The sequence below is a fragment of the Cellulomonas taurus genome, from assembly GCF_012931845.1.
GTDB lineage: Bacteria > Actinomycetota > Actinomycetes > Actinomycetales > Cellulomonadaceae > Cellulomonas > Cellulomonas taurus.
Map to the genome: position 1 here is coordinate 2058596 of NZ_CP051884.1, position 25798 is coordinate 2084393.

A 25798-nucleotide genomic window follows, 5' to 3' on the forward strand; every position below is an offset into this window, starting at 1 on the left:
CGTGGAGACAGGGAGGGTCAGGTCAGGCGGTGGTTGATGCTGGCGAGGCCAGCTCGAGGAAGCGGGCAGCCAGCGCGCTGCCCTCGGTGCCCTCGCGGGCGATCACCAGGATGGTGTCGTCACCCGCGATGGAGCCGAGCACGCTCGGCAGCACCGAATGGTCGATGGCGGAGGCCAGGAACTGCGCGCCACCGGGTGGGGTGCGCAGGACGACCAGGTTCTGGTTGGCCTCGGCGGTGACCAGCAGCTCGCCGCACAGCCGGGCGAGCCGGGCCGCCAGGGCCTCGGTGTCGGCGACCGGGGTCGGGGTGCGGTCGCCGCCCTCGGCCGGGACCGCGTACGCCAGCGCGCCGTGCGGGGTGCGGATCTTGACCGCGCGCAGCTCGACCAGGTCGCGGGACAGGGTGGCCTGGGTGACCGTGACCCCGTCGGCCGCGAGCAGGTCGGCCAGCTCGGACTGGGAGTGCACCGGCTGGCGGGCGAGCAGGCCGGTGATCAGGGCGTGCCGGGCCGCCTTGGTGCTGGGCACCCGGCCGGTGGTGGTGGCGGGCTCGGTCATGCCCGCTCCAACAGCCAGACCAGCAGCGCCTTCTGCGCGTGCAGGCGGTTCTCGGCCTCGTCCCAGACCACCGACTGCGGCCCGTCGATCACGTCGGCGGCGATCTCCTTGCCGCGGTAGGCGGGCAGGCAGTGCAGGACCAGTGCACCGGGGGCCGCGTGGCCGAGCAGGTCGGAGGTCACGGCGAACTCGTCGAACTGATCGGTGCGAGCCAGCGACTCGTTCTCCTGACCCATCGAGACCCAGGTGTCGGTGGCGATGGCGTCGGCACCGGTGACAGCGGCGATCGGGTCGGTGCCGACCTGGACCGATCCCCCGGTGGTCGCGGCGATCTGGTCGGCACGGGCGACGATCTCCGGGTCGGGCAGGTACCCGGCCGGACCGGCGATCCGCACGTGCAGCCCCGCGGTGGCACCTCCGAGCAGATACGAGTGCGCCATGTTGTTCGCGGCGTCCCCGACATACGTCAAGGTCTGGCCGGGCAGCGCCGCCACTCCCCCGCGATGCTGGGCGATGGTCATCAGGTCGGCCAGGATCTGGCACGGGTGGAACAGGTCGGTCAGGGCGTTCACCACCGGCACCGAGGCAGCCGCCGCCATCCGGTCGACGTTGTCCTGGGCGAAGGTGCGCCAGACGATCGCGGCGGCCTGGCGGTCCAGCACCCGCGCGGTGTCCTCGATCGGCTCGCCGCGACCGAGCTGCGACGAGCCGGAGTCCATCACCAGCGGATAGCCGCCCAGCTCGGCGATCCCGACGCTGAACGACACCCGGGTCCGGGTGGAGGGCTTGTCGAAGAGCACAGCGACGGCGCGCGGTCCGCTCAGCGGGGTGTGTGCGAACCGGTCGGCGCGCAGGTCGAGTCCGAGCTGCAGCACCTCGGCCTGCTCGGCCTGGCTCAGGTCGTCGTCGCGCAGGAAGTGGCGGGTCATCGTCAGGCCCCCAGATGGTGTGGCAGGTCGGCCAGGAAGGCGGTGAACGTCGCCGCCTGGTCGGAGGTCAGCAGATAGGGCGGGGCGAGCCGGATCGTGGTCGGCGTGCAGGGATTGACGATGAAGCCCGCGGACAGTGCCCGGGCGGCGACCTCGGCGGCCACCGGGGCGGTGAACTCGACGGCGATCAGCAGTCCGGCACCCCGCACCTCGGCGATCAGCGGGTGCGCGGCCGCCAGCTCGGGACGCCAGGCGGCGCCGAGCCGGTCGACGTGCGCGAGCAGGCCGTCCCGTTCGATCACCCCGATGGTGGCCAGCGCGGCAGCGGCGGCGACCGGGTTCCCGCCGAAGGTGGTGCCGTGCTGGCCGCGGCCGAGCAGCCCGGCGGCCCGCTCACCGTAGGCCACCACCGCGCCGACCGGGATGCCGCCGCCGAGGGCCTTGGCCAGGGTCACCACGTCCGGGGTGACCCCGCCGCCGATCTCCGGGCGGTGCGAGGCGAGCCAGGCTCCGGTGCGGCCCATGCCGGACTGCACCTCGTCCAGCATCAGCAGCGCACCGTGGGCGGCGGTCAGCTCCCGGGCCTTGGCGAGGTAGCCGGGCGGCATCGCGCGCACCCCGACCTCGCCCTGGATTGGCTCGATCATCAGCGCGGCCACCGTGTCACCGTCGGCGAAGGCGGCCTCCAGCGCGTCGGTGTCGCCGAAGGGCAGGAACTCCACCCCGGCGGGCAGCGGCGCGAAGGGCTCGCGGTAGGCGGCCTTGGAGGTCATCGCCAGGGCACCGAGCGTCCGGCCGTGGAAGGAGCCCTCCAGCGCCAGGATCCGGGTGCGCCGACCGGAGTCGTTGTTCCGGCGGGCCATCTTGAACGCCGCCTCGTTCGCCTCGGTGCCGGAGTTCGCGAAGAACACCCGGGAACCCGCCGGGGCGCCGGTCAGGCCGATCAACCGCTCGGCGAGGGCGATCTGGGTCGGGCTGGCGAAGAAGTTCGAGATGTGCCCGATGGTGCCCAGCTGCGCCGAGACGGCGGCGGTCAGCGTCGGGTGGGCGTGGCCGAGGGCGTTCACCGCGATGCCGCCGAGCAGGTCGAGGTAGCGCTGGCCGTCGGCGTCCCAGACGTGGCAGCCCTCGCCGCGCACGAGGACGCGCTGCGGCGGGCCGAAGGTGTCCATCACGGCGCTGCTGTACCGCTCGGTCCAGTGCTGGACGGAGTCGGTGCCGGTCAGATCGAGGTCGGTCATCAGTGCTGCACCTCCGGGTGGACCAGCGGGATGGGTGCGGTGAACGGGGAGGGCACCGGCTCGTCGTCGGGCAGCACCATGGTGCCGATCCCCTCGCTGGTGAAGACCTCGACCAGCACCGAGTGCGCGGCACGCCCGTCGATCACGTGCGCCCGGCCGACACCGCCGGTCACCGCGCGCCAGCACGCCTCCATCTTGGGGCGCATGCCGGAGGCCAACGACGGCAGCAGCTCGGCCAGCGCGGACGCCCGGATCCGGCGGACCAGGGAGCCGCGGTCCGGCCAGTTGGTGTACAGACCCTCGACGTCGGTGAGCACGATCAGCTTGCGCGCGTTCAGCGCCACGGCCAGAGCGGCGGCGGCGGTGTCGGCGTTGACGTTCAGCACCTGGGTCGGGTCGTCCAGGTCGGGTGCCACGGTGGAGACCACCGGGATCCGGCCGGCGTCCAGCAGATCCAGGACGGCGCCGGGGTTGACCTGCACCACATCGCCGACCATGCCGACGTCGACCTGCTCACCGTCCACCACGGCGGTGCGCCGACGCGCCTGCAACAGCCCGGCGTCCTCGCCGGAGAGACCGACCGCGTAGGGGCCGTGCGCGTTCAGCAGGCCGACCAGCTCGCGGGAGACCTGGCCGGTGAGGACCATCCGGACCACGTCCATCGCCTCGGGGGTGGTCACCCGCAGGCCGCCGCGGAACTCGCTCTCGATGCCGAGCTTGGTGAGCATCGCGTTGATCTGCGGGCCGCCGCCGTGCACCACGACGGGGCGCAGCCCGACCTGCCGCAGGAACACCATGTCCTCGGCGAAGGCCCGCTTGAGCCGGTCGTCGATCATCGCGTTGCCGCCGTACTTGACCACCACCAGCGAGCCGGCGAACCGCTGCAGCCACGGCAGGGCCTCCAGCAGCACCTCGGCCTTCTGGTCCGGCCGCAGGTCGGTGTGGATGTCGAAGTCGTCGGGGATGAGGTCGCTCATGTGGAGTACGCGCTGTTCTCGTGGACGTAGTCGTGGGTCAGGTCATTGGTCCAGATCGTCGCGGTGGCGTCCCCGGCGTGCAGGTCGACGTCCACCCGCACCTCACGGTGGGCGGCCAGGTCGACGCCCTCGCGCGGATCCCCGACACCCCCGGCGCGGCAGACCTGGACCCCGTTGATGGCGACGTCGATCAGCGCCGGGTCGTAGGGGGCGACCTCCTCCGGCACGGTCCCGGCGGCTGCCAGCACGCGGCCCCAGTTCGGGTCGTTGCCGAACACCGCGGCCTTGAACAGGTTGGAGCGGGTGATCGCCCGTGCGACCGCGACGGCCGCGTCCTCGGTGCTGGCATGGGCGACCGTGACCGCGATGTCGTGGCTGGCGCCCTCGGCGTCGGCGACCAGCTGTCGGGCCAGGTCGGCGGTGACGGTCTCCAGGGCGGCGGCGAACGTCGCGGGATCCGGGGTGATGTCCGAGGCACCGGAGACCAGCAGGAGCACGGTGTCGTTGGTGGACATGCAGCCGTCGGAGTCGACCCGGTCGAAGGTGACCCGGGTGGCGGCGCGCAGTGCGGCGTCGGCCTGCTCGGCGGTCAGCACGGCGTCGGTGGTGAGCACGACCAGCATGGTGGCCAGGCCCGGCGCGAGCATGCCCGCACCCTTGGCCATCCCGCCGATCGACCAGCCGTCACCGGCGGCGTGCGCCTGCTTGGACACGGTGTCGGTGGTCATGATCGCGGTGGCGGCGTCCGGACCGCCCTGCGCGGAGAGCTGCGCGGCGGCGGCGTCGATGCCCGGCAGCAGCTTGTCCATCGGCAGCCGTTCGCCGATCAGACCGGTGGAGCAGACCAGGACGTCGCCGGGCAAGGTGTTCAGCACCGTGCCGACGTGCTCGGCGGTGCTGTGCGTGTCGCCGAAGCCCTCCGGCCCGGTGCAGGCGTTCGCACCACCGGAATTCAGCACCACGGCATGCGCGACACCGTCGGCGATCGCCTGCCGGGACCACACCACCGGCGCGGCGACGATCCGGTTGCTGGTGAACACCCCGGCGGCGACCTGCAGCGGCCCGTCGTTCACCACCAGGGCCACGTCGGGCTTGCCGGAGGGCTTGAGACCGGCGGTGACACCGGCCGCCCGGAAGCCACGGGGTTCGGTGACGCTCACGGAGCGACCCCTTCCACGGTCAGGCCCAGGGTCTCGGGCAGGCCGAGGGCGAGGTTGAGGGACTGGACGGCGGCACCGGCGGTGCCCTTGACCAGGTTGTCCAGGGCGCAGACGACCACGACCTTGCCGGCCTTGCGGTCGACGGTGACCTGCACCAGGGCGGTGTTCGCACCGGTGGTCCAGCCGGAGGCGGGCCACTGACCCTCGGGCATCAGCTGCACGAAGGGCTCGTCGGCGTAGGCGGTCGCCCAGGCGGCCCGCACGTCCTCGGCGGTGCTGCCCGCGGCCAGCGGGGCGGTGATGGTGGCGAGGATGCCCCGGGACATCGGCACCAGCACCGGGGTGAAGGACAACCGCAGGTCGGGGTGGGCGAGGTTCTGCAGGATCTCCGGCACGTGCCGGTGGCTGCCCCCGACGGCGTAGGGCAGCGCGGACCCGGCAGCCTCGGCGGCGAGCAGGTGCGGCTTGAGGCTGCGCCCGGCACCGGAGTAGCCCACCGACAGCACGGCGACCACGTCCGGCTCGATCACCCCGGCCGCGATCCCGGGCTGGATGCCGAGGGTGACGGCGGTGACGTTGCAACCGGGCACCGCGATCCGCTTGCTGCCCGCGAGCGCCGCGCGCTGGACGGACGGCGTGGTCTCCCCGGCGTGCAGCAGCTCCGGCATGCCATAGGGCCAGGTGCCCGCGTGCTCGCTGCCGTAGTACTCGGCCCAGGCGGCGGGGTCGGCGAGCCGGTGGTCGGCACCGAGGTCCACGACCACGGTCTCCGGGGGCAGGGCGGCGGCGATCTCCCCGCTGGCACCGTGCGGCAGTGCCAGGACGACGACGTCGTGCCCGGCCAGTTCCTCGACGGTGGTGGCGGCGAGCACCCGGTCGGCGAGGCCACGCAGGTGGGGCGCGTGCTGGCCGAGGGGGGTGCCGGCGTTGGAGTGCGCGGTCAGGGCACCGATCCGGGCCTCGGGGTGGGCGAGCAGCAGGCGGAGGGTCTCGCCACCGGCGTAACCGCTGGCACCTGCGACGGCGACGGAGAAGGGCATGTGCATGACCATACATCCGACTGCACGACGATTCATCATCGGCGACGGCGTGTCAGCGAATCGGCAGCGGCTCCGTCACCGGCTCGGGGTCCATCGCGAGCCGGGCGTGGGTCTCGACGTCGAAGCGTTCGTCACCGTAACGGAGCTTCGCCCGCTCCAGCCCCTCGACGGCGAACCCGGCGGCGGTGGCGACCCGGCAGGACGCGGGGTTGTTCACCCGGTGACCGAGCTCGAGCCGAAAGAGCCCGGCCGTGAAGGCCCAGGCCGCGACCGCCGTCAGCCCCGCGGACGCCAGGCCACGGCCACGGGCGACCGGCGCGAGCCAGTAGGACACCCAGCCCGTGTCGTGACGGGGGTCGATGGCGGTCACCGCCACATTGCCCACCACCCGGCCGTCGAGCACCAGCGCGAACGGCGCGCGGCTGTCTGCGGGCGTGAGGTGGGCCGCGATGTACTCGGCGAGGTCATCGGCGTCCCCTCCGAGCTGGCGCCCCAGGTCCGGGTCGGCGTGCAGAGCGTCGGCCAGATCCGCGGCGTCGGACCGTGACCAGCGGCGCAGGTGGGGCATCCGGACATGGTGCCACTACCGTGACCAGGATGATCGAGCTGCACACCCCGGACCAGAACCCCGACTCCCCCGGCACCGTGCTGGTGCTCGCCGGCGGCGGGTACCACGACCGTGCCGAGCACGAGAGCGTCGACGTGAGCCGGTTCCTCGCCGACCACGGGGTGCGCGCCGCCTGGCTGGACTACCCGGTGGCACCGGCCCGCTACCCGCAGGCGCTGCACCTGGTGCTGCGCGCGGTCGCCGAGCTGCGCAGTCACGGGCCGGTGGCGGTGCTGGGCTTCTCGGCCGGCGGGCACCTGGCCGGGACGGCGGCGACCGCCACCGCCGACGAACTCGCCGCCGTGGGCGGACTGGCCCGCCCGGATGCCGCGGTGCTCTGCTACCCGGTGGTCTCGATGGTGGACCACCCGCACCTCGGCTCCCGGATGAACCTGCTCGGCACCGAGGAGGACGCCCCGGCCCGCGCGTTGTCCGTCGAGCTGCGGGTGGATGCCGACACTCCCCCGGTGTTCGCCTGGCACACCGCCGACGACGCCCATGTCGGGGTGGAGCACTCCCTCGCGCTGACCGCGGCGCTGCGTCGGCACCAGGTGCCGGTCGAGCTGCATGTCTACCCGCACGGGCGGCACGGGCTCGGGCTCGCCGACGGGCTGATCGACTGGACCACACCGCTGCTGCGCTGGCTGGGCGAGCAGGGAATCGCCTGACGGCACCGGGTGTTGTCGGCGGTTATGCACGCGATCATCGCCACCGCCGCAGGTGGACCCGACGTCCTGGACCTGATCGAGGTCGACGACCCGACCCCCGGCCCGCGTGACCTGCTGGTGCGCACCGTCGCGGCCGGGGTCAACTTCATCGACACCTACCGGCGGGCCGGGGTCTACCCGATGACCTACCCGCACGTGGTCGGCTCGGAGGGCGCCGGTGAGGTGGTCGCCGTCGGGTCGCAGGTCGACGGCTTCGCGGTCGGCGACCTGGTGGCCTGGGCGGACGCGCCGTCGTCCTACGCGGAGCTGGTGGTCGTGCCCGCCCGGGCGGCGCTGCCGGTTCCGGCCGGGGTGGACCCGCTGGTCGCCGCCGCGCTGCCGTTGCAGGGCATGACGGCGCACTACCTGGTCGCCTCCACCTTCCCGGTGACCGAGGGCCAGGAGGTGCTGGTGCACGCGGCCGCCGGTGGGGTGGGCCTGCTGCTCACCCAGCTCGCCGTCGCGCGCGGCGCCCGGGTGATCGGCACCGTCGGCACCCCGGAGAAGGAGGAGCTGGCCCGAGCCGCCGGTGCCACCGACGTGATCCGGTACACCGAACTGCAGGACCTGACCGAGGAGCTGCCCGCCATCGTGCGCGGACTGACCGGGGGCAAGGGCGTGCACACCGTCTTCGACGGGGTCGGCAGGTCCACCTTCGACGCGTCGCTGGCATCGCTGCGGCCCCGAGGCGGGCTGGCCCTGTTCGGCGGGGCATCCGGGCAGGTGCCGCCGGTCGACCCGCAGCTGCTCAACCGCGCCGGGTCGGTGTTCCTGACCCGCCCGACGCTGGCGCACTACACCGCGAGCGCCGAGGAGACCCGCTGGCGCTCCGGCGAGCTGTTCGCCGCGGTCGCCGAGGGCACGCTGGACGTGCGGATCGGCGCGCAGTACCCCTTGGAGGAGGCCGCCGAGGCGCACCGTGCGCTGGAGGGCCGCGAGACCACGGGAAAGGTGGTCCTGGTCGCATGAGCAACACCCTGACCGTGGAGATCTGGTCGGATATCGCGTGCCCGTGGTGCTACATCGGCAAGCGCCGGTTCGCGGCCGCCCTGGAGCAGTTCGACCGCAAGGACCAGGTCGAGGTGATCTGGCGGTCCTTCGAGCTGGACCCGAACGCCGAGCACTCCCACGAGCACGCCGGGATGACCGAGGCGCAGCTGCTCTCCGAGCGCAAGGGCATGCCGGAGGCCCAGGTGCGGCAGATGTTCGCCCAGGTGACCGAGGTGGCCGCCGGCGAGGGGCTGCACTACGACTTCGACACCGTGGTCCCGGCGAACACCTTCGACGCGCACCGGCTGGTGCACATCGCGGGCGACCGCGGTGCCGAGCTGGTCGAGCGGCTGATGAGCGCGCACTTCGAGCACGGCCGGGTGGTGGACGACACCGACGAGCTGGTCGCCATCGCCGTGGAGGCCGGGTTGGACGCGGACACCGTGCGATCGGCGCTGGACTCCGGCCAGGGTGCCGACGCCGTGCGGTCCGACGAGGCCGAGGCGCAGGCGCTGGGGGTGAACGGGGTGCCGTTCTTCGTCGCTGACCGTCGACTCGGGGTCTCGGGTGCGCAGCCGGTCGAGGTCTTCACCCAGTTCCTCACCCAGGCACTCCCCGCCCCGGCACCCGCGTTCGTCACCGTCCCCGGCGCGACGGACGCCGAGACCTGCGGCCCGGACGGCTGCTGACGGGCACTCGTGCGCAGCCGGCCGCTGCGCACGGGCACTGACGGGCACTGACGGGCCGTCGAGACTACGGAGACCGTCGCGTCAGATCGGATATTGCGCCGAATTCCGTAGTCTCGGCGACTACGCGACGCGGGCGCGGCGGCGGACTGGCGGCGCGGCGCGGGGACGGCCCGGGGCCCCCGGATGGGGGTCCCGGGCCGTCGTGTGTGCTCAGCGCACGCGGACCGTGACCGGGGCGCTGGTGCTGCCCGCGACGGTGCCCGGGTCGGTGGGCACGAAGGTCGCCGTGTACTGGTGGGTGCCGACCGAGGTCGACCGCGGCACCGTGGTCAGGGCGATGCCCAGCACCACCCGGGACCGGGCGATCACGGTGTCACCGTCCCGGAACTCGACCGTGCCGCTGGGGAACCACTGGCCCTCGACGTGCACGGTGGAGATCAGCACCGCGGGCAACAGCGTTCCCCGGGGCATGGAGCTGCGGGTGGTGAGCAGCGATGTGCTGGACTGCTTCAGCTCCGGTCCGGCCGGTGCGGTGACCGACAGCGGCACGGTGGCGGTGGTGCCGCTGGGTGCGGCGACCAGGGAGACGGTGTGCGCCCCGGCGGTGGTCCCGGCCGGGACCGTGACCGACACCGACCCGGCACCGGCGGTCAGGGCCGCCGATCCGATGGAGGTCCCGTCGAGCTGGACGTCCAGGGTGGTGTTCTCCGGCGCGCCCAGGCTGGTCAGGTTCAGCCCAGCGACGTCGAAGGTCAGGGTGGCTCCCGCCTCGGTCTCCGGCAGCGCGGGCACGTCGACCGCACGCTCCCGGAAGTCCGGGGCCAGCCCCGGGTGCGCCTCCAGGTAGGCGATCCAGGCGTCCCGGTCGATCAGACCGGAGTCAGCGGTGTCGCTGCCCTCGGAGAAGACCCGGAAGTTGTCACCGCCCTGGGCCAGGAAGGAGAACGTGCCCACCCGGTACTCGGCGGCCGGGTCCAGCGGTGCGCCGTCGACGGTCACCGAGGTGATGTGCTCCCCCGCGGCGGCATCCGCGTCGTAGGTGTACGAGATGTTGTCCGACAGCCCCAGCTGCAGGTACGGCCGGGACGGCACGGTGCCGTCCGCGTTCGTCTGCCACTGCTGCTCCAGCATCGTCTCCACCTGGTCGCCGGTCAGCGTGGTGGTCCAGAGGTTGTTCACGAAGGGCAGCACCGCGTTCGCCTCGGCGTAGGTGACGGTGCCGTCCGGGGCGTACAGCAGCTCGGCGCGCAGGCCACCGGGGTTCACCACGCCGATCTGGGCACCACCACGGTCGCTGTCCGACAGGGTGTCCAGCAGGGCGTCGGCCACCAGGTTGCCCAGCGTCGACTCCTTGGAGCGGTCGTCACGACCCGTGGTCGGCTGCGGGCCGGGGCCCTGGTAGCCGTTCGGGCCGTAGCTGCCGCCGGCGAAGGCGGTGGTGATGTCACCGGTGACCGACCCGACCGGCTGGCGGCCGATCTCGTCGGCGGCGGCGATCGCGGCCTTGACGATCTGCTGCACCTCGGCCACCCGGGGGTAGGTCGCGGCAAGCTGGTCGTCGAAGGCTGCCTGGGTCTGACCGGCGGCCGGTGCCAGGCGGGCGACGTTCGTGCCCTCCAGTGCCGAGACGTCACCGGTGGCCGGGTCGTAGGTCAGCGAGACCTTGCCGATGTTCTCCCCGTACGAGCCGGTCTGCACGATCGGCCGGGTGTTCTCCGCACCGACCGGGCCGTACCAGGCGTACTGCTTGTGGGTGTGACCGGTGAAGATCACGTCCACCGCCGGGTCGGTCGCGGTGACGATGTCGGCGAAGGCACCACCGGCGGCGATCTCCTGCTCCAGGGTGGCACCGTCCGGGGTCCCGGCACCGGCACCCTCGTGGTACTCGGCGACGATCACGTCGGCCTCACCGTTGGCCGGATCACCGTCGGTCAGCTGCGCCGCCACCCGGTTCACCGCCTCCACCGGGTCGCCGAAGTCCAGGTCCGCGATCCCGCCCGGGCTCACCAGGGTCGGGGTCTCCTGAGTGACGACCCCGATCACGCCGACGGTGATGCCGCCGACCTCGACCAGGCTGTACTCGTCCAGCGCCGGGTCCTGGGTCCCCTTGGTGTAGACGTTCGCACCCAGGTAGGCGAAGTCGGCGGCCGGGATCACCCGGTCGGTGAGGTCGGCGAACCCGCGGTCGAACTCGTGGTTGCCCACCGCGGAGGCGGACAGGTCCAGGGAGTTCAGCACGTCGATGGTCGGCTGGTCCTGCGCGGAGGACGACGCGAACAGCGAGGCGCCGATGTTGTCACCGGCGGAGAGGAACACCGCGTTCTCGGCGGCGGCCCGTTGCGCTTCGACGGTCCCGGCGAAGGCGACCGTGTTGGCGTCGATCCGGCCGTGGAAGTCGTTGATGTTCAGCAGGGTCAGGTCCACCGGGCCGCTCGGCTCACCGGGTCCGGCGTCACCGGCGGTCAGCCCGACGATCACCGGGTCGTGGTCCGATGACCGGTAGGCGTCCGGGGCGTAGATCAGCGAGCCGTGGTAGTTGTACCGGCTGTATTCCAGGGCGATCGACTCGCCGGAGTTGATGTTCCAGATGTCCGCGCCGGTGGCCCGGTCCAGCGCGGCCTGGTTCAGCAGCACGTGGTCGAGCGAGCCGGACAGGCCGGAGAAGGAGTAGCTGTACTCCCCCGGGGCCAGCGTGCTCCCGGCGTCGGTGTACCCGGCGGTGTAGAGCACCTGCAGCGGGTCCTCGGCGGTGTAGGAGTTGAAGTCGCCGACCAGCGCGACCGCCTCGGCGTCACCCTGCACGGTCGGGATCCAGTCGCGCAGCGCCTCGGCCTGACGGATCCGGGACTCGACCGAGGAGCCCTGCCCGTCGCCGGCGTCGGCGTCGCCCGGCCACGGACCGGCCGAGCCCTTGGACTTGAAGTGGTTCACCGCGACGAACAGCTGCTCGCCGCCACCGACCGGGGCGAAGGCCTGGCCGATCGGCTCGCGCGCGTTGCCGAACGCCTGGCCGTCCGCCGACTGGTCGCCGAGCGCCCGGGCGTCGCCCACGGTCTCGACGGCGGCGGGGCGGTAGATCAGCGCGTTGGTGATGACGTCCTGGGTGTCGATCGCCGGCAGCTCGGCCGAGCGGGGCACGAAGGCCCAGGTCTGCTCACCGGTGGCGGCGTTCAGCGCCTCGACCAGGGTGCGGACGGCAGAGTCGTCGGCGGAGTTCTCGATCTCCATCAGACCGACGATGTCCGCGTCCAGGGCGTTGATCGCCGCGACGATCTTGTCCTGCTGGCGGGTCAGGTCGTCGGCGTCCCAGGCACCACGGGGTGCGCAACCGTCCTTCACCGTGACGCCGTTGCCCGTGCGGTCGGTGTACGCGACGCAGCCGGCGGTGGTCGCACCCAGCGTGGTGAAGTAGTTCAGCACGTTGAAGCTGGCGACCGACAGGTCACCGCCCACCGGGTCCGGGGCGTCGGTCCGGGTGTCACCGAAGCGCACCTGCGCCGCACCGGGTGCGGTCGGGTTCAGCTTCCAGGCGTTGTTCCGGTAGTCGACGATCACCGGGGCGTCGAAGGCCACCGGAGCACCCACCCGCACCGGGTCGGTCAGGGAGATGTACGGCGGGGTCTGGCTCTGGTTGGACGCGGACAGGAAGTTCGTCGACGCGCCGTCGTCCAGGGTCACCGCCCGGGCGGCGTTGTCGGCCGCGACCGCAGCCGCCTCGGGCGAACCCGGCGCGGCGACCTCGGTCGGCTGGATCAGCGGGGTGGTGCCGGTGGCCAGACCGACCTCGCCGTACTGGTTGGTGCTGTAGGTGTTGCTGACCGTGAAGTCGCCGGAGGGCAGGTAGAGCATCGACTCCAGCGCCTCGCGCCCGGCGTCGTCCGCGGGCCACGGGGTGGTCACCGGAGTGACCGGGGCGGCGGTGGTGGCGTCGAGCTGCTCGACCCCGGCCGCCGCGTTCACGGTGATCTCGGTCAGCCCCTGGTACTCGGAGACGGCACCGGTCACCCGGACGTAGTCGCCGACCTGCACCGAACCGACCGTGTTCGGGGAGAACACGAACACCGCGTCCGAGGCGGTGCGCGGCGCGTCACCCCCGGTGCCGGGGGTCTGGATCACGTAGCCCCGGAAGCCACCGGTGGGGTACGCGGCGGTCACCAGGCCGGAGGTGGTCACGGTCTGGCCGTTCAGCGGGGAGGCGTCCCCGGTGCCCTGGACCTGGGCGATGGATGCCGTATCGGCGGTGGTGGTGTCGACCGCGGCGGCGGCGCTGCCGACCGGGATCATCACCAGGGCAGAGAGTGCGGCGAGCGCCGCCCCTGCTCTGCGGTTGCGGGCCGCTGCTCTCACCGAGTTCTCCATTCGTCAGTCACACGGCCGTGTCACGGAGGTCACACAGCCGCCGAACAGAGTTTCAGAGATGTCCGGTTTGCGGAACTATCTGGGGGTAACGACCTGGTGAACTCCTCCCAGGTCTGCGGGTGGGTGACACACGAACGGGGGACCGCACCTGGTGGTGCGATCCCCCGTGGCGTCGATCGGCGGTCAGCCCCGCAGGGTCGCCCCGAACCGCTGGGCGGCCTCGGCGACCACTGCCTCGCGCACCCCGGCGGTCTCCTCCGCCGTCAGGGTCCGGTCGGATGCCCGCAGGCGCAGGGCGAAGGCCAGCGACCGCTTGCCCTCCCCGAGTTGCTCGCCGGAGTACACGTCGAACAGCCGCGCGCTCTCCAGCACCGGACCCGCGGGGCTCGCGTCGGCGCCGGTCCGCACCGCCGCCAGCACCTCGGCCACCGGCACCTCGGCGTCGACCACCAGGGCGACGTCCTCCTTGGCCGCCGGGAAGGTGGACACCTCGGCGGCCACCACCGGCGCGGTGGGTGCCGCCGCCAGCAGCAGGTCGAGGTCCAGCTCGAAGGCCACCGGACGTCCCGGCAGGCTGAGCGCACCGGCGACCTTCGGGTGCAGCTCGCCGGCCCAGCCGACGGTGGTGCCCTGCGCGGTCTCCACCCGGACGCACCGGCCCGGGTGGAAGGGGGCGTGGTCGGCGTCGGCGACCAGGGTCAGCTCGACCCCGAGCACCTGGGCCACGTCCTGGACGGCCTCCACCGCGTCGGTGGCGTCGACCTGGCGGACGCCGGGCTCCCGCCAGCCGATCGCCACCCCGGCGATCCGCCGCGGCTGATCCGGCACCGCCGCGTACAGCGCCGCCAGCACGTCGTCGGTCGGCCGCTCACCGAGGGCCGGGACCGGCGCCGCCGGGGTCCCCGGCGTGGGCAGCGTGACGGCGCCGACCTCGAAGATCGCCCACCCGTCGGTGGCCGAGGAGCCGCGCGCGACGTTCCGCTTCGCGGTGTCCAGCAGCGTGACCAACAGCGAGCTGCGCAGGTACGGCTGCTCCTCCGACAGCGGGTTCGCCAGCCGGAGCAGGGTGCGCCGCCGGTCGTCGGCCGGGATGCCCAGGGCATCGAGCTGACCGGTGCCGATGAACGGGTAGGACAGCGTCTCCACCCAGCCGCGGTGGGCCAGAAGGTCGGACACCGCGCGCCGCCGCAGCTGCTCGCTGGTCAGACCGGCACCGGCCGGGGCGGTGGGCACGATCGACGGGATCAGGTCGTAGCCGTGCAGTCGCGCGACCTCCTCGACCAGGTCCACCGGCTCGGTGAGGTCCGGCCGCCAGCTGGGGACGGTGACCGCGACGGTCGCCTCCGCCCCGGTGCCGGCGATCTCGCCCACGGTGCAGCCGATCCGGCGCAGGATGCCGGTCACGGTCGCCGGGTCCAGGTCCAGGCCGATCAGCCGGGACGGCAGGTCCAGCGGCAGGTGCAGCACCGGCGCCGGGGCGACCCGGTTCACGTCGGTGACCACCGGATCGGCGGCACCGCCACCGTGCTCGACCAACAGCTCGACCACGCGAGCCACCGCCACCGGTGCCAGCAGCGGGTCGACCCCCCGCTCGAACCGCTTGGCCGCCTCCGATGACAGCTTGTGCCGCCGGGCGGTGCGGGCCACCGACACCGGGTCGAAGTGCGCCGCCTCGATCAGCAGATCGGTGGTCGCCTCGGACACCTCGCTGTCGGCACCGCCCATCACCCCGGCAAGTCCGAGCACGCGGGTGCTGTCGATGATCAGCAGGTCCTCGGGGTCGAGGGCGCGGTCCTGACCGTCCAGCGTGGTCAGTCGCTCCCCCGCGGTCGCGCGCCGGACCACGATCGGCCCGTTCAGGGTCGCCAGGTCGTAGGCGTGCAGCGGCTGGCCCAGGTCGAGCATCACGTAGTTGGTGACGTCCACGGCCAGGCTGATCGGCCGCATCCCGGCCTCGGTCAGCCGGCGCTGCATCCAGGTCGGCGACGGCTGGTGGGCGGACACCCCGCGCACGATCCGCGCAACGAACCGGTCGGCGCCCGGCACCCCGTGGATCGGGGCCTCGTCCCGCAGCTCCACCGGGTAACCGCCCTCCGTGGGCAGGTCCTCGACCGGAGCCAGCCCCGGGTCGGTGAACACCGCGCCGGTGGCGTGCCCGTACTCGCGGGCCACCCCGCGCAGGGAGAAGCAGTACCCCCGGTCCGGGGTCACGTTGATCTCCAGGACCTCCTCGCCCAGCCCGAGCAGCTCGCGCGCGTCGGTGCCGGGTGTCGCAGTGTCGATCCCGATCCGGGACAGCACGATGATCCCGTCGTGGTCCTCGCCCAGCCCCAGCTCACGGGCCGAGCAGATCATGCCGTCCGAGATGTGGCCGTAGGTCTTGCGCGAGGCGATCGGGAACGGCCCGGGCAGCACGGCACCCGGCAGCGCGACGACCACCCGGTCGCCGACGTCGAAGTTCTGCGCGCCGCAGACGATGCCGCGCGAGCCGTCGACATTGTGCTCCGGGCCGACGTCGACCTGGCACCAGTTGATCGTCTTGCCGTTCTTCTGCGGCTCGGGGACCCGGGAGACCACCTCACCGACCACCAGCGGACCGGTGACCTGCGCGGGGTGGATCGTCTCCTCCTCGAGGCCGACGCGGACCAGATCGGTGGCCAGGGTCTCCGCGGTGATGCCCGCGGGCAGCTCGACGTGCTCGCCGAGCCAGGTCAGGGGAATGCGAGGCATCAGATCACCGCCTGGAACTGGGTGGAGAAGCGGATGTCGCCCTCCACCATGTCGTGCATGTCAGCGATCGAGTGCCGGAACATCAGCGTGCGCTCGATGCCCATCCCGAACGCGAAGCCGGAGTACTCGTCCGGGTCGATCCCGGCGGCACGCAGCACGTTCGGGTGGACCATGCCGCAGCCGCCCCACTCGATCCAGCCCGGGCCGCCCTTCTTCTGCGGGAACCACAGGTCCATCTCCGCGCTCGGCTCGGTGAACGGGAAGAACGACGGGCGCAGCCGGGTCCGGGCCTCCGGACCGAAGATCGCCCGCGCGAAGTGGTCCAGGGTGCCCTTCAGGTGGGCCATGGTCAGGCCCTTGTCGATCGCCAGGCCCTCGACCTGGTGGAAGACCGGGGTGTGCGTGGCGTCCAGCTCGTCGGTGCGGAACACCCGTCCCGGGCAGGCCACGTACACCGGCACGCCGCGCTGCAGCAGGCTGCGGGCCTGCACCGGCGAGGTGTGGGTGCGCAGCACCAGGTGCGGGTCCTCGGCCTGGTCGCCGACGCCCTGCACGAAGAAGGTGTCCTGCATCTGCCGGGCCGGGTGGTCCGGACCGAAGTTCAGCGCGTCGAAGTTGAACCACTCGGCCTCGATCTCGGGGCCCTCGGCGATCTCCCAGCCCATCGCGACGAAGACGTCGGCGATCCGCTCCTGCAGTGCCGACAGCGGGTGCCGAGCGCCGGCCGGTCGGCGGTCCACCGGGGCGGTCAGGTCGAGCGTCTCGGCGACCAGGATCCGGGCGTCGCGCTCGGCCTCCAGCTCGGTCTGCCGGGCGGCGATCGCCTGGTTCACCCGGCCGCGGGCCTGGCCCAGGGTCTTGCCGGCGGTGGCCTTGTCGGCGGGTTCGAGGCCGCCGATCGCCCGGTTCGCCAGGGCGAGGGGGCTGCGCTCACCGGTGTGCGCCGTGCGCACGGCCTTCAGGGCATCGAGGTCGTCGGCGGCGGCAACGGCGGCCAGCGCGTCGGCGACGGCGGAATCGACGCCAGCAGCGTCGAGCGGGGACAGAGGTGTCTCGGACATCCGGACCTTCCGGGCGGGTTTGAACGCACGTCAGATCACTGACGTGCCGACGGACGAGTCTAGTCGCGCCCGCCCCCGGGTCCGTGGCCTCGTCGGTGCGTCAGCCGAGGATCCCGGGAACGGGCCCGGGAAATCGGCGCGCGAGCAAGGTCATGCGCAGCATCGTGTCACAGCTGCCAGGCGTCCACCACGGTGTCGAGCCGCCCACGGGACTGACCTGCGGTCGAGGCCGCTCCCGGTGGTCCGATGTCGCTCCGTTCAGCGGTGGGCGCGGGACGAGGCGTAGAGGCAGACCGCCGCGGCGGTGGCCAGGTTCAGCGACTCGGCGTGTCCACGCAGCGGCACCCGGACCACGGCGTCGGCCAGCGACCGGTCCTCCTCCGGCAACCCCCAGGCCTCGTTGCCGAACAGCCAGGCGGTCGGTCGGCGCAGGTCGGCCTCGTGGTCGGTCGCACCCAGAGCAGCGGCGTCCTGGAGGTCGTCCAGGTCGAGGGTGCCGGCACCGTCGGCCGCCAGCACCTGCGATCCGGCGCCGCGCAGCGCCGCGACCGCCTCGGCCACCGGCAGCCCGTGCACCACCGGCAGGTGGAACAGCGACCCGGCGGTCGACCTGACCACCTTCGGGTTGGTCACCTCCACCGCGTCACCCGCGATCACGACCGCGTCCGCCCCGGCGGCGTCGGCGACCCGGATCACGGTGCCCAGGTTGCCGGGGTCGCGGACCCGGGCGAGCAGGGCGATCAGCCGCGGGCGGGTGTCGAGCAGCTGCGGCAGCGCGGTGGCGGGCAGCGGGCCGACCGGCATGGCGCGGGCTGCCCCGGTCGCGGCCTCTCGGGCAGCCGGGCCGTCCTGCCCGGGTCCGACGTGCCGGCCGGGCGCGGTGTCGTTGCCGGGCGCGGAGTGCTGGCCGGACGCCAGGTCCTGGCCGAGGGCGATGTCCTGAGCCGTCGGGGTGGTGGCGACCGCGAGAACGCCCTGGGCGTCCGCCGACATCGCGTGCAGCACCTCGGCGGTGCCGATGTGCCGGTACAGCCCCGCCGAGTCGGCGACCAGCTCCGGGTAGCGTTCCGCCGCCTCCGGCGTGAGGTACACGTCCCGCACCCGCTCCGGCGACCAGCGCAGCAGCTCCCGCACCGCCTGCGGCCCCTCGACCAGGTACTGCCCGGTCCGGCGCCGCGCTGTGCGCTGACTCAGGTTGTGCACCACCCGCACCCGATCGGCGTGCGGGTTGGTCAGCGTGGGCAGCTCGATCTGATCGCGGGACACCGGGCCATCATCCCGTAACCGGCGGGTGCGGTGCACCGAGCAGCGAGCACCGGGCGGCGACGCACGACACGATCTGCCCCGGACATGCGACGACCCCCGCCGGACCGGAGTCCGACGGGGGTCGTCGTCAGTGCGAAGCTGCTCAGGCAGCGGCGCGCGGCGCGTTCACGTCCGCGGGCAGCGCCTTCTTGGCGACCTCGACCAGGACGTTGAACGCCGGGGCGTCGTTGACCGCCATGTCGGCGAGGACGCGACGGTCCACCTCGACACCGGCGAGCTTGAGGCCCTGGATCAGACGGTTGTAGGTCAGACCCTGCTCGCGGGACGCAGCGTTGATGCGCTGGATCCACAGCTTGCGGAAGTCGCCCTTACGGACCTTGCGGTCGCGGTAGGCGTAGACCAGGGAGTGGGTGACCTGCTCCTTGGCCTTGCGGTACAGACGGGACCGCTGACCGCGGTAGCCGCTGGCGCGCTCCAGGGTCGACCGGCGCTTCTTCTGGGCGTTGACCGCCCGCTTCACGCGTGCCACGTGATGCTCCTTGCTTGTCGGGGCTCGGGTGTGCCGCGGCCCTCAGGGCCGCACGGCATCAACGACCGAGCAGCTTCTTGATCTTGGGGGCGTCAGCCGCGGAGACGACCTGGTCCTGGGCGAGGCGCCGGGTGCGACGGCTCGACTTGTGCTCGAGTAGGTGGCGGGCGTTCGCCTGCTCGCGCATGAGCTTGCCGGTGCCCGTCACCCGGAAGCGCTTCTTGGCACCGGAGTGCGTCTTGTTCTTCGGCATGGCTGCCGCTCTCTCCTTGTCTCGTGTCCCGCACCTCGCGGTGTGGGACGCGTCCTGACGGGCCGGTGGGACCCGCAGGTGGGGTGGTGGTCCGGTTCAGCTCGTGGCCGACCGGCCGCGGGGGGCCGGACGGGCCGCGGGCTTCGGCGCGGGCCGCGGGGTGGGCTTCGGCGCACCGGCCTCCGCGTCGGCCGGAGCCGGTGCGGAAGGCGTGGCGGGCGTGGGCGTGGCGGCCGCAGGCTTCGCGGCGGCTGCCGACGTGGCTGCCGCGGGCTTCGCGGCAGCGGGCTTGGCAGCTGCGGCGGGCTTGGCGGCGGCCGGCTTGGCAGCAGCAGCGGGCTTGGTGGCCGGCTTCGGTGCCGTGGCGGGCTTCGGCGTGGCCGGAGCGGCGCTGGTGGCGGGCGCGGGGGTCTCGGCAGGGGCCGGGGTCTCGGCGACCGGCTCAGCAGGGGTCTCGACCGGGGCCTCGGCGGAGTCCAGCGGGGTGAGGTCGTCCTCGGAGGGCATGTCGAAGTCGACAGCCTCGGCCGGCGCGTCGGACTCGCTGCGCCGCGCACGACGCTGCTCGTTCTTCTGCTCGGACTTCTTCTTCACCGGGCCGAGGACCATGGTCATGTTGCGACCGTCCTGCTTCGGCATGCTCTCGACGAAGCCCAGCTCCGCCACGTCGTCCGCGAGCCGCTGCAGCAGTCGGACACCCATCTCCGGGCGGGACTGCTCACGACCACGGAACATGATCATGACCTTGACCTTGTCGCCGGCCGAGAGGAACCGCACGACGTGGCCCTTCTTGGTGGCGTAGTCGTGCGGGTCGATCTTGAGCCGGAAGCGGATCTCCTTGAGAACCGTGTTGCTCTGGTTGCGCCGGGCTTCACGGGCCTTCATGTCGGCCTCGTACTTGAACTTCCCGTAGTCCATGATCTTGCAGACCGGCGGACGGGCGGTCGGCGCGACCTCGACCAGGTCGAGGTCGGCGTCCTGAGCCAGGCGCAGTGCGTCCTCCACGCGGACGATGCCGACCTGCTCGCCGTTCGGGCCGACCAGGCGGACCTCGGCGACGCGGATCCGATCGTTGATGCGGGGCTCGCTGATGTGGTGCTCCTCGGTGTCTCGACGTAGTGACCACCAGGAACGGGAAAGGCCCCCGATCCTGAGCACAGGTGGGGGCCAACACGGTCGCGGGGTACACGAAGGCACCTACCGCACGGATCCACCACGGGGGCGATCCGCTGACCGAGACCTGGACTCTGCTGCGATCCGAGGATCGGCGGTCGAGACTCAGGTGGGAATGGCTTCCACTTGTGCACCCGGGTCATATGCGAGACACAACCCAGGCCAGTCGTAGACAACTGTACCAGACCCCCCGCCCGGGACGACGGGTTGCTGACACTCCGTCAGATGCCTACTTGAACAGTTCCAGAAAACCTGCCAGGGTTGCGGCCATGGAGCTCGACCAGCACGTCCACACCGACCCGGGCGACCTGCTGCGCGACCACGGGTTGCGGGTGACCGCGCCCCGGGTGGCGGTGCTGGCCGCCGTCGGTGCTCTCCCCCACGCCGATGCCGACACCATCCTCAAGCAGGCGCGGGCCACGCTGCCCACGGTGTCGGTCCAGGCGGTGTACGACGTGCTGCACGCGCTGACCGGCGCGGGCATCCTGCGCCGGATCGAACCCGCCGGGCACCCCGCTCGCTACGAGCGTCGGGTCGGCGACAACCACCATCACGTCGTCTGCACGTCCTGCGGCGAGGTCGGCGACGTCGACTGCGCCGTCGGTGCGGCGCCCTGCCTCACCCCGAGCTCGAGCTCGGGGTTCCAGATCCACACCGCCGAGGTCACCTACTGGGGACTGTGTCCCCGGTGCGCCGCGACCCCCTGAACTCCCCTCCCCCTGATCCCCCTGGACCGACCGGACACCCGTCCGGGCGGTGCCCAGCATGCCCGCGCACCGGGTCGCCCCGGTCGCACCCACGGAAGGAACACTCCATGACTCAGGAGAACCCCCCGACCACCACGACGAGCTTCGGCACGCCGGTCGCCTCCGACGCCCACTCGCTGACCGCCGGACCGGACGGCGTCACCGCGCTGCACGACCACTACCTGGTCGAGAAGCTCGCGCAGTTCAACCGCGAGCGGATCCCGGAGCGCGTGGTGCACGCCAAGGGCACCGGTGCCTTCGGCGAGTTCGTGGTCACCGAGGACGTGTCCGCCTACACCCGCGCCGCCCTGTTCCAGCCGGGCGCCACCAGCGAGATGCTGCTGCGGTTCTCCACCGTGGCCGGCGAGCAGGGCAGCCCGGACACCTGGCGGGACGTGCACGGCTTCGCGCTGAAGTTCTACACCTCCGAGGGCAACCTGGACATCGTCGGGAACAACACCCCGGTGTTCTTCATCCGGGACGGCATGAAGTTCCCCGACTTCATCCATTCCCAGAAGCGGCTGCCCGGCTCCGGTCTGCGCGACGCCGACATGCAGTGGGACTTCTGGACGCTGTCGCCGGAGTCCGCGCACCAGGTCACGTACCTGATGGGCGACCGTGGCCTGCCGACCACCACCCGGCACCTGAACGGCTACGGCTCGCACACCTACCAGTGGATCAACGCCGCCGGTGAGCGGTTCTGGGTCAAGTACCACTTCATCTCCCGCCAGGGGCTGGAGTCCTTCACCCCGGAGCAGGCCGAGCAGATCGCCGGCGCCGACGCCGACTACCAGCGCCGGGACCTCTACGAGGCGATCGAGCGCGGCGACTTCCCGACCTGGGACGTCTACGTCCAGGTGATGCCCTACGAGGACGCCAAGACCTACCGGTTCAACCCCTTCGACCTGACCAAGGTGTGGCCGAAGGGCGACTACCCGCGGATCAAGGTCGGGCACTTCACGCTGAACCGGAACCCGCGCAACTTCTTCGCCGAGATCGAGCAGGCGGCGTTCTCCCCCGCCACCCTGGTGCCGGGCACCGCGATCTCGCCGGACAAGATGCTGATGGCCCGGGTGTTCTCCTACCCGGACGCCCAGCGCTACCGGGTGGGCACCAACTACGCCCAGCTGCCGGTGAACGCCGCCAAGTGCCCGGTGCACTCCTACACCGCCGACGGTGCGCAGCGGCACGACTTCAACGCGCCCGAGGTGCCGGTGTACGCGCCGAACAGCTTCGGCGGGCCGGTGGCCTCCGCCGTCGCCGCCGGTGAGGGATCGTGGGAGTCGGACGGCGAGCTGGTGCGGGCCGCCGCCACCCTGCACGCCGAGGACGACGACTTCGGCCAGGCGGGCACCCTGTACCGGGACGTCTTCGACGAGGGTGCCAAGGTCCGGTTCCAGGAGACGCTGGTCGGGCAGTACCGCGCTCTCACCGTCGACCGAGTCAAGGAGCGGTTCCTCTGGTACTGGACCCAGGTCGACGCCGGCCTCGGCGCCACCCTGCGCGAGCTGATCGCCGCCGGTGACGGCGGCGCGCCGATCGACCAGCCCAGCGACACCGACGTCTGAGGTGCGCATCGGCCGTCCACTCCCTCGGGGGTGGACGGCCGATCACCACCGGCATGTGAGGATCAGTCCATGACCGAGAACCCGGATGCCACCGCCGCCGTCCGTGACATCGCCGATGTCGCCGCCGTCGAGGTGATCACCACCGCCGCCGTGCACCTGATGAGCGCCGCCGCGGTGAAGTGCGGCCTGTCGCCGGACACCGACGAGTACACCGGTGCCGAGCTCCAGGACCTGGACGAGGCGCGCAAGTTGATCACCGCCCTCGCGGCCCTGGTCACCGCGTCCGCGCCGGACATCGGCAACCAGCACGCGCGGTCGCTGCGGGACGGCCTGCGGTCGTTGCAGCTGGCGTTCCGCGAGGCGTCGCCGTTCCCGGACGCCCTCGGCGAGGGGCCGGGCGAGAAGTTCACCGGCGCCGTGAGCTGACCGAGGTCCGTCCGCCCCGGTCGCTCCGTCCGCCCCGTCTGCCCGGTCGTCGCAGCACCGCCATCGCCGCCAGCCCGGTCCCGGCCAACACGACACCGGCGCCGCCCGCGAAACCGAATCCCGCCTGGGCACCCAGCGCGTCGATCACCGCCCCGGTCACCGGGGCGCCCACGGCACCGCCGAGGGTGTTCGCGGTGCCGCTCCACCCCATCACCTCGCCGCGCCGGTGCTCCGGCACCATCCGGACCAGCGAGGCGTTGATCGAGGACAGCGCCGCCGCACAGGGCAGTCCGGCGATCACGATGGCCACCGCCAGCTGGGTCGGGGTCTGCGCCAGCGCGGCCGGCACGGTGAACAGGCCGAACAGGGCGACCAGGGTCAGCGGGTGCAGCTCCCACGGCGCCGCCCCGTAGACCAGACCGCCGACCGCCGAGCCCAGGCACCACAGCGCCACCACCCAGCCCACCGACCCGGGCCGACCCCAGTCCTCCAGCGCCGCCACGATGCTCACATCGGTGCCGTTCAACAGCACGGCCACCGAGGACGCCGCCGCGAGCACGATGAGCAACCCGGGGCTGAGCCAGCGACGGTCCGCCACCGGCTGCTCGACGGTGGGGGCGGGAGCGGTCACCGGCAGCACCGTGCTCGTGCCCCCGTGCCGGGCGTCGCGCTGGACCGAGGTGGTCGGCGGGTCGGCCCAGAACAGTGCCACCCCGGCGACCACGGTGCTGGCCCCGACCACGGTGAGCGCCACGGTGGTCGAGAGCGACGTCGCGAGGAACGCCGCCAGCACCGGCCCGACCATGAAGGTCAGCTCCGTGCACACCGAGTCGAACGCGAAGGCGGTGCGCTGCTGCTCGGCCGGGACCAGCACCGACAACGACTGGCGCACCACGCTGAACACCGGCACCAGGAACGCCCCGGCCACCACCGCCGCCACGATCAGCCAGCCGTAGCCGAGCCGGGGCGCGATCACCCAGATCACCGACGACACCAGCACCGAGGGGATCAGCGCCCGGCGCAGGCCGATCCGGTCCACCCGACGGCCACGCCACGGGGCACCGATCGCCATGCCCACCGTCATCGCGGCGGCGACCAGGCCCGCCTCGGCGTAGCTGCGGTGCAGGGACAGCACGACGTGCAGCGTGAGGGTCACGCCGGTCATCGCATGCGGGATCCGCGCGACGAAGGCGATCAGGGTGAGCGGCAGCACGCCGGGCAGGCGCAGGACGGAGCCGTAGGAACCGAGGGACACGAGTGACCATTCTTCCTGCCGGTCACCGGTGCTCCGGACCGTGGTCGCGCGGTTCCGTCCCGGGGACGGTCCCCGTAGGGTGATCCGGTGACCGTCGCCGGAACCGGGGACCCCGTGGGTCCGTTCCCCTCCCCCGACGAGACCGTCGTGTCCGGGGCAGCGACCGAGGCCCTGGCCATCGAGTCCCGCAAGCGCCGCCGCCTCCGGTCGATCGCCCTCGTGCTGGCGGTGCTGCTGGTCGGGGTGTCGGCCCTCGCCACGTTCTTCTGGGTGCGCGGCGACCGGTGGGCCGCCTATGCCGCCGGGGTCGAGTCGGACGCCGGGGAGATCGGCGAGGACCTGGCCCAGTTACGCGCCGAGCACGAGGGCACCGTCGCGGAGCTGACCACAGTGCAGGAACAGCTCGCCGCCTCCCAGCAACGGGTCACCGAACTGGCCGCGGAGAAGGCCGAGGTCGGCGACGACCGCGAGGCGCAACGCCAACTGGTCGACTACCAGGAGCGGATCTCCGCCGCCGCCGGGTCGGTCGCCACCTCCTTGAACGAGTGCATCAACCGGCAACAGGAACTGCTCGGCTACCTGGACAACGCCGCCGCCTACGACCCGGCGGACGTGACCCGGTTCCGCCAGCAGGTCGATGCCCTGTGCGCCAGTGCCTCCACCGCCAACGACTCCCTGCAACAGGAGCTGGCCCGCGGCGCGACCGGGACCGGCGGATGACGGCACGGCCCACGCGAACGCGGTCGGTGCTGATCGGCGTGAGCGTGCTGCTGCTCGCCGGGTGCTCGTCCTTCACCCTCCCCGGCGACCCGCCCACCGATCTGGTGCCGTCCAGCGCGCCCTTCGCCACCCCGACGTCGACCGGCAACCTGTCGCCGGACGGCTTCGACGCAGCACAGCGGATGTCGGTCAGGGTGCGCAACGTCGGCTGCGGGTCGGTCAGCACCGGCTCCGGCTTCGCGATCGACGAGCACACGCTGATCACGAACAAGCATGTGGTCGCCGACTCGGCCGAGCTGCAGCTGAGCACCTACGACGGCCGGGACGTCACCGTCGCCACCGCCGCCTCCGCCTCCCTCGCCGACCTCGCGCTGGTCCGCACCGATGACGCGCTGCCGTCGGCGACCCAACTCGGCGACGCCGATCCGGCACCCGGCGACCCGATCACGGTGGTCGGTTACCCCGAGGGCGGCGAACTCACGGTCACCAGTGGCCGGGTGATCGGCACCACCCCGGACCCGCTGAACAGCAACCTCGGCGAGGTGCTGCTCACCGACGCCGCCGTCGAGCCGGGCAGCTCCGGGTCGGCGGTGCTGGACAGTGCCGGTCACGTGGTCGGCGTGGTGTACGCCAAGAACCAGGCGGGGCAGAGCTTCGTGGTGCCGGTCAGCACGTTGCGCACGATCCTCGGCGACGAGGGTGCGCTGATCCCGACGGTGGCCTGCTCAGCGGGATGACGGCGCGTCACGCCCCGGGGCTTCCGGGCGCGCCGTCGACGTGCCACGGTGGGACCGATTCCGCGTCAACGACCAC

General features: G+C 72.5%; 22 protein-coding genes and 1 pseudogene. 8 read left to right on the plus strand and 15 right to left on the minus strand.

The window, feature by feature from the left end; genetic code table 11:
- Positions 1–22 precede the first annotated feature (22 nt).
- From HGK68_RS09585 to HGK68_RS09615, 7 genes are read right to left on the minus strand one after another with little or no spacing between them, the layout of a single operon-like run.
- Positions 23–559 carry an arginine repressor gene (locus tag HGK68_RS09585; RefSeq protein WP_169165763.1) on the minus strand — a complete coding sequence of 179 codons (537 nt, stop codon included), beginning with the start codon at positions 557–559 and terminating at the stop codon, positions 23–25.
- Complete coding sequence (argF, locus tag HGK68_RS09590) at positions 556–1488, minus strand: ornithine carbamoyltransferase (RefSeq protein ID WP_169165764.1); 933 nt, start codon at positions 1486–1488, stop codon at positions 556–558. Before argF ends, HGK68_RS09585 begins: the two co-directional genes overlap by 4 nt.
- A 2-nt stretch (positions 1489–1490) precedes the next feature.
- On the minus strand, positions 1491–2729 hold the full coding sequence (locus HGK68_RS09595; protein WP_169165765.1) for an acetylornithine transaminase: 1239 nt from the start codon (positions 2727–2729) through the stop codon (positions 1491–1493).
- Positions 2729–3706 carry an acetylglutamate kinase gene (argB, locus tag HGK68_RS09600; RefSeq protein WP_169165766.1) on the minus strand — a complete coding sequence of 326 codons (978 nt, stop codon included), beginning with the start codon at positions 3704–3706 and terminating at the stop codon, positions 2729–2731. The genes HGK68_RS09595 and argB overlap by 1 nt, the downstream gene beginning before the upstream one ends.
- Positions 3703–4866: a bifunctional glutamate N-acetyltransferase/amino-acid acetyltransferase ArgJ gene (gene argJ, locus HGK68_RS09605; protein WP_169165767.1), complete on the minus strand. Its 1164-nt coding sequence runs from the start codon at positions 4864–4866 to the stop codon at positions 3703–3705. The genes argB and argJ overlap by 4 nt, the downstream gene beginning before the upstream one ends.
- On the minus strand, positions 4863–5912 hold the full coding sequence (gene argC / locus HGK68_RS09610) for an N-acetyl-gamma-glutamyl-phosphate reductase (RefSeq protein ID WP_246260246.1): 1050 nt from the start codon (positions 5910–5912) through the stop codon (positions 4863–4865). The genes argJ and argC overlap by 4 nt, the downstream gene beginning before the upstream one ends.
- Positions 5913–5958: 46 nt before the next feature.
- Complete coding sequence (locus tag HGK68_RS09615; protein WP_169165769.1) at positions 5959–6474, minus strand: GNAT family N-acetyltransferase; 516 nt, start codon at positions 6472–6474, stop codon at positions 5959–5961.
- 29 nt (positions 6475–6503) lie between these two features.
- Here HGK68_RS09615 and HGK68_RS09620 point away from each other — a divergent pair, with 29 nt between their 5' ends.
- Genes HGK68_RS09620 through HGK68_RS09630 form a run of 3 tightly spaced genes read left to right on the plus strand, consistent with a single transcriptional unit; the run spans position 6504 to position 8899 of the window.
- Positions 6504–7181, plus strand: a complete 678-nt coding sequence (locus tag HGK68_RS09620; RefSeq protein ID WP_169165770.1) for an alpha/beta hydrolase — start codon at positions 6504–6506, stop codon at positions 7179–7181.
- Positions 7182–7205: 24 nt separating this feature from the next.
- Positions 7206–8189 carry a quinone oxidoreductase family protein gene (locus HGK68_RS09625; RefSeq protein WP_169165771.1) on the plus strand — a complete coding sequence of 328 codons (984 nt, stop codon included), beginning with the start codon at positions 7206–7208 and terminating at the stop codon, positions 8187–8189.
- The gene (locus HGK68_RS09630; protein ID WP_246260247.1) at positions 8186–8899 is read left to right on the plus strand and encodes a DsbA family oxidoreductase; all 714 of its coding nucleotides are present in this window, start codon (positions 8186–8188) and stop codon (positions 8897–8899) included. The genes HGK68_RS09625 and HGK68_RS09630 overlap by 4 nt, the downstream gene beginning before the upstream one ends.
- Positions 8900–9109: 210 nt before the next feature.
- Here HGK68_RS09630 and HGK68_RS09635 read toward each other — a convergent pair whose 3' ends face one another.
- The 7 genes and pseudogenes from HGK68_RS09635 to infC all read right to left on the minus strand — a co-directional run.
- On the minus strand, positions 9110–13246 hold the full coding sequence (locus HGK68_RS09635) for an ExeM/NucH family extracellular endonuclease (RefSeq protein ID WP_246260249.1): 4137 nt from the start codon (positions 13244–13246) through the stop codon (positions 9110–9112).
- 195 nt (positions 13247–13441) lie between these two features.
- Positions 13442–15988, minus strand: coding sequence for a phenylalanine--tRNA ligase subunit beta (pheT, locus tag HGK68_RS09640; protein ID WP_169165773.1), 2547 nt, complete (start codon positions 15986–15988; stop codon positions 13442–13444).
- Positions 15988–17049 carry a phenylalanine--tRNA ligase subunit alpha gene (gene pheS, locus HGK68_RS09645; protein ID WP_169165774.1) on the minus strand — a complete coding sequence of 354 codons (1062 nt, stop codon included), beginning with the start codon at positions 17047–17049 and terminating at the stop codon, positions 15988–15990. Before pheS ends, pheT begins: the two co-directional genes overlap by 1 nt.
- A 258-nt stretch (positions 17050–17307) precedes the next feature.
- Positions 17308–18315: a TrmH family RNA methyltransferase gene (locus HGK68_RS09650; RefSeq protein ID WP_246260251.1), complete on the minus strand. Its 1008-nt coding sequence runs from the start codon at positions 18313–18315 to the stop codon at positions 17308–17310.
- 142 nt (positions 18316–18457) lie between these two features.
- A complete protein-coding gene (rplT, locus tag HGK68_RS09655; protein ID WP_169165775.1) occupies positions 18458–18844 on the minus strand; it encodes a 50S ribosomal protein L20 in 387 nt (128 codons plus the stop codon).
- A 58-nt stretch (positions 18845–18902) separates the two neighbouring features.
- Positions 18903–19097, minus strand: coding sequence for a 50S ribosomal protein L35 (rpmI, locus tag HGK68_RS09660; RefSeq protein WP_169165776.1), 195 nt, complete (start codon positions 19095–19097; stop codon positions 18903–18905).
- 549 nt (positions 19098–19646) lie between these two features.
- A pseudogene (infC, locus tag HGK68_RS16355) lies at positions 19647–20189 on the minus strand (translation initiation factor IF-3); the annotation flags it as partial.
- A 350-nt stretch (positions 20190–20539) separates the two neighbouring features.
- Between infC and HGK68_RS09670 the strand changes: the two are divergent.
- From HGK68_RS09670 to HGK68_RS09680, 3 genes are all read left to right on the plus strand, one after another.
- Positions 20540–20977 carry a Fur family transcriptional regulator gene (locus tag HGK68_RS09670; protein ID WP_169165778.1) on the plus strand — a complete coding sequence of 146 codons (438 nt, stop codon included), beginning with the start codon at positions 20540–20542 and terminating at the stop codon, positions 20975–20977.
- Between the two features lie 107 nt (positions 20978–21084).
- Positions 21085–22584: a catalase gene (locus HGK68_RS09675; protein ID WP_169165779.1), complete on the plus strand. Its 1500-nt coding sequence runs from the start codon at positions 21085–21087 to the stop codon at positions 22582–22584.
- 69 nt (positions 22585–22653) lie between these two features.
- On the plus strand, positions 22654–23010 hold the full coding sequence (locus tag HGK68_RS09680; protein ID WP_169165780.1) for a DUF1844 domain-containing protein: 357 nt from the start codon (positions 22654–22656) through the stop codon (positions 23008–23010).
- Here the strand turns inward: HGK68_RS09680 and HGK68_RS09685 are convergent.
- A complete protein-coding gene (locus HGK68_RS09685; RefSeq protein WP_246260253.1) occupies positions 22991–24265 on the minus strand; it encodes an MFS transporter in 1275 nt (424 codons plus the stop codon). The genes HGK68_RS09680 and HGK68_RS09685 overlap by 20 nt on opposite strands.
- A gap of 87 nt (positions 24266–24352) precedes the next feature.
- On the opposite strand from HGK68_RS09685, the gene HGK68_RS09690 reads away from it, so the two are divergent.
- Together HGK68_RS09690 and HGK68_RS09695 are read left to right on the plus strand one after the other, a co-directional pair.
- Complete coding sequence (locus HGK68_RS09690) at positions 24353–24985, plus strand: hypothetical protein (RefSeq protein WP_169165781.1); 633 nt, start codon at positions 24353–24355, stop codon at positions 24983–24985.
- Complete coding sequence (locus tag HGK68_RS09695) at positions 24982–25722, plus strand: S1C family serine protease (RefSeq protein ID WP_169165782.1); 741 nt, start codon at positions 24982–24984, stop codon at positions 25720–25722. The genes HGK68_RS09690 and HGK68_RS09695 overlap by 4 nt, the downstream gene beginning before the upstream one ends.
- Positions 25723–25798 lie beyond the last annotated feature (76 nt).

Coding starts and splice junctions, on each gene's coding strand:
- pheS (WP_169165774.1), bottom strand. CDS start 17,049: ATGTCCGAGACACCTCTGTCCCCGCTCGACGCTGCTGGCGTCGATTCC.
- rpmI (WP_169165776.1), bottom strand. CDS start 19,097: ATGCCGAAGAACAAGACGCACTCCGGTGCCAAGAAGCGCTTCCGGGTG.
- HGK68_RS09695 (WP_169165782.1), top strand. CDS start 24,982: ATGACGGCACGGCCCACGCGAACGCGGTCGGTGCTGATCGGCGTGAGC.
- HGK68_RS09680 (WP_169165780.1), top strand. CDS start 22,654: ATGACCGAGAACCCGGATGCCACCGCCGCCGTCCGTGACATCGCCGAT.
- HGK68_RS09625 (WP_169165771.1), top strand. CDS start 7,206: ATGCACGCGATCATCGCCACCGCCGCAGGTGGACCCGACGTCCTGGAC.
- HGK68_RS09675 (WP_169165779.1), top strand. CDS start 21,085: ATGACTCAGGAGAACCCCCCGACCACCACGACGAGCTTCGGCACGCCG.
- HGK68_RS09670 (WP_169165778.1), top strand. CDS start 20,540: ATGGAGCTCGACCAGCACGTCCACACCGACCCGGGCGACCTGCTGCGC.
- HGK68_RS09620 (WP_169165770.1), top strand. CDS start 6,504: ATGATCGAGCTGCACACCCCGGACCAGAACCCCGACTCCCCCGGCACC.
- HGK68_RS09595 (WP_169165765.1), bottom strand. CDS start 2,729: ATGACCGACCTCGATCTGACCGGCACCGACTCCGTCCAGCACTGGACC.
- pheT (WP_169165773.1), bottom strand. CDS start 15,988: ATGCCTCGCATTCCCCTGACCTGGCTCGGCGAGCACGTCGAGCTGCCC.
- argF (WP_169165764.1), bottom strand. CDS start 1,488: ATGACCCGCCACTTCCTGCGCGACGACGACCTGAGCCAGGCCGAGCAG.
- HGK68_RS09630 (WP_246260247.1), top strand. CDS start 8,186: ATGAGCAACACCCTGACCGTGGAGATCTGGTCGGATATCGCGTGCCCG.
- argC (WP_246260246.1), bottom strand. CDS start 5,912: ATGCACATGCCCTTCTCCGTCGCCGTCGCAGGTGCCAGCGGTTACGCC.
- HGK68_RS09615 (WP_169165769.1), bottom strand. CDS start 6,474: ATGCCCCACCTGCGCCGCTGGTCACGGTCCGACGCCGCGGATCTGGCC.
- HGK68_RS09585 (WP_169165763.1), bottom strand. CDS start 559: ATGACCGAGCCCGCCACCACCACCGGCCGGGTGCCCAGCACCAAGGCG.
- argB (WP_169165766.1), bottom strand. CDS start 3,706: ATGAGCGACCTCATCCCCGACGACTTCGACATCCACACCGACCTGCGG.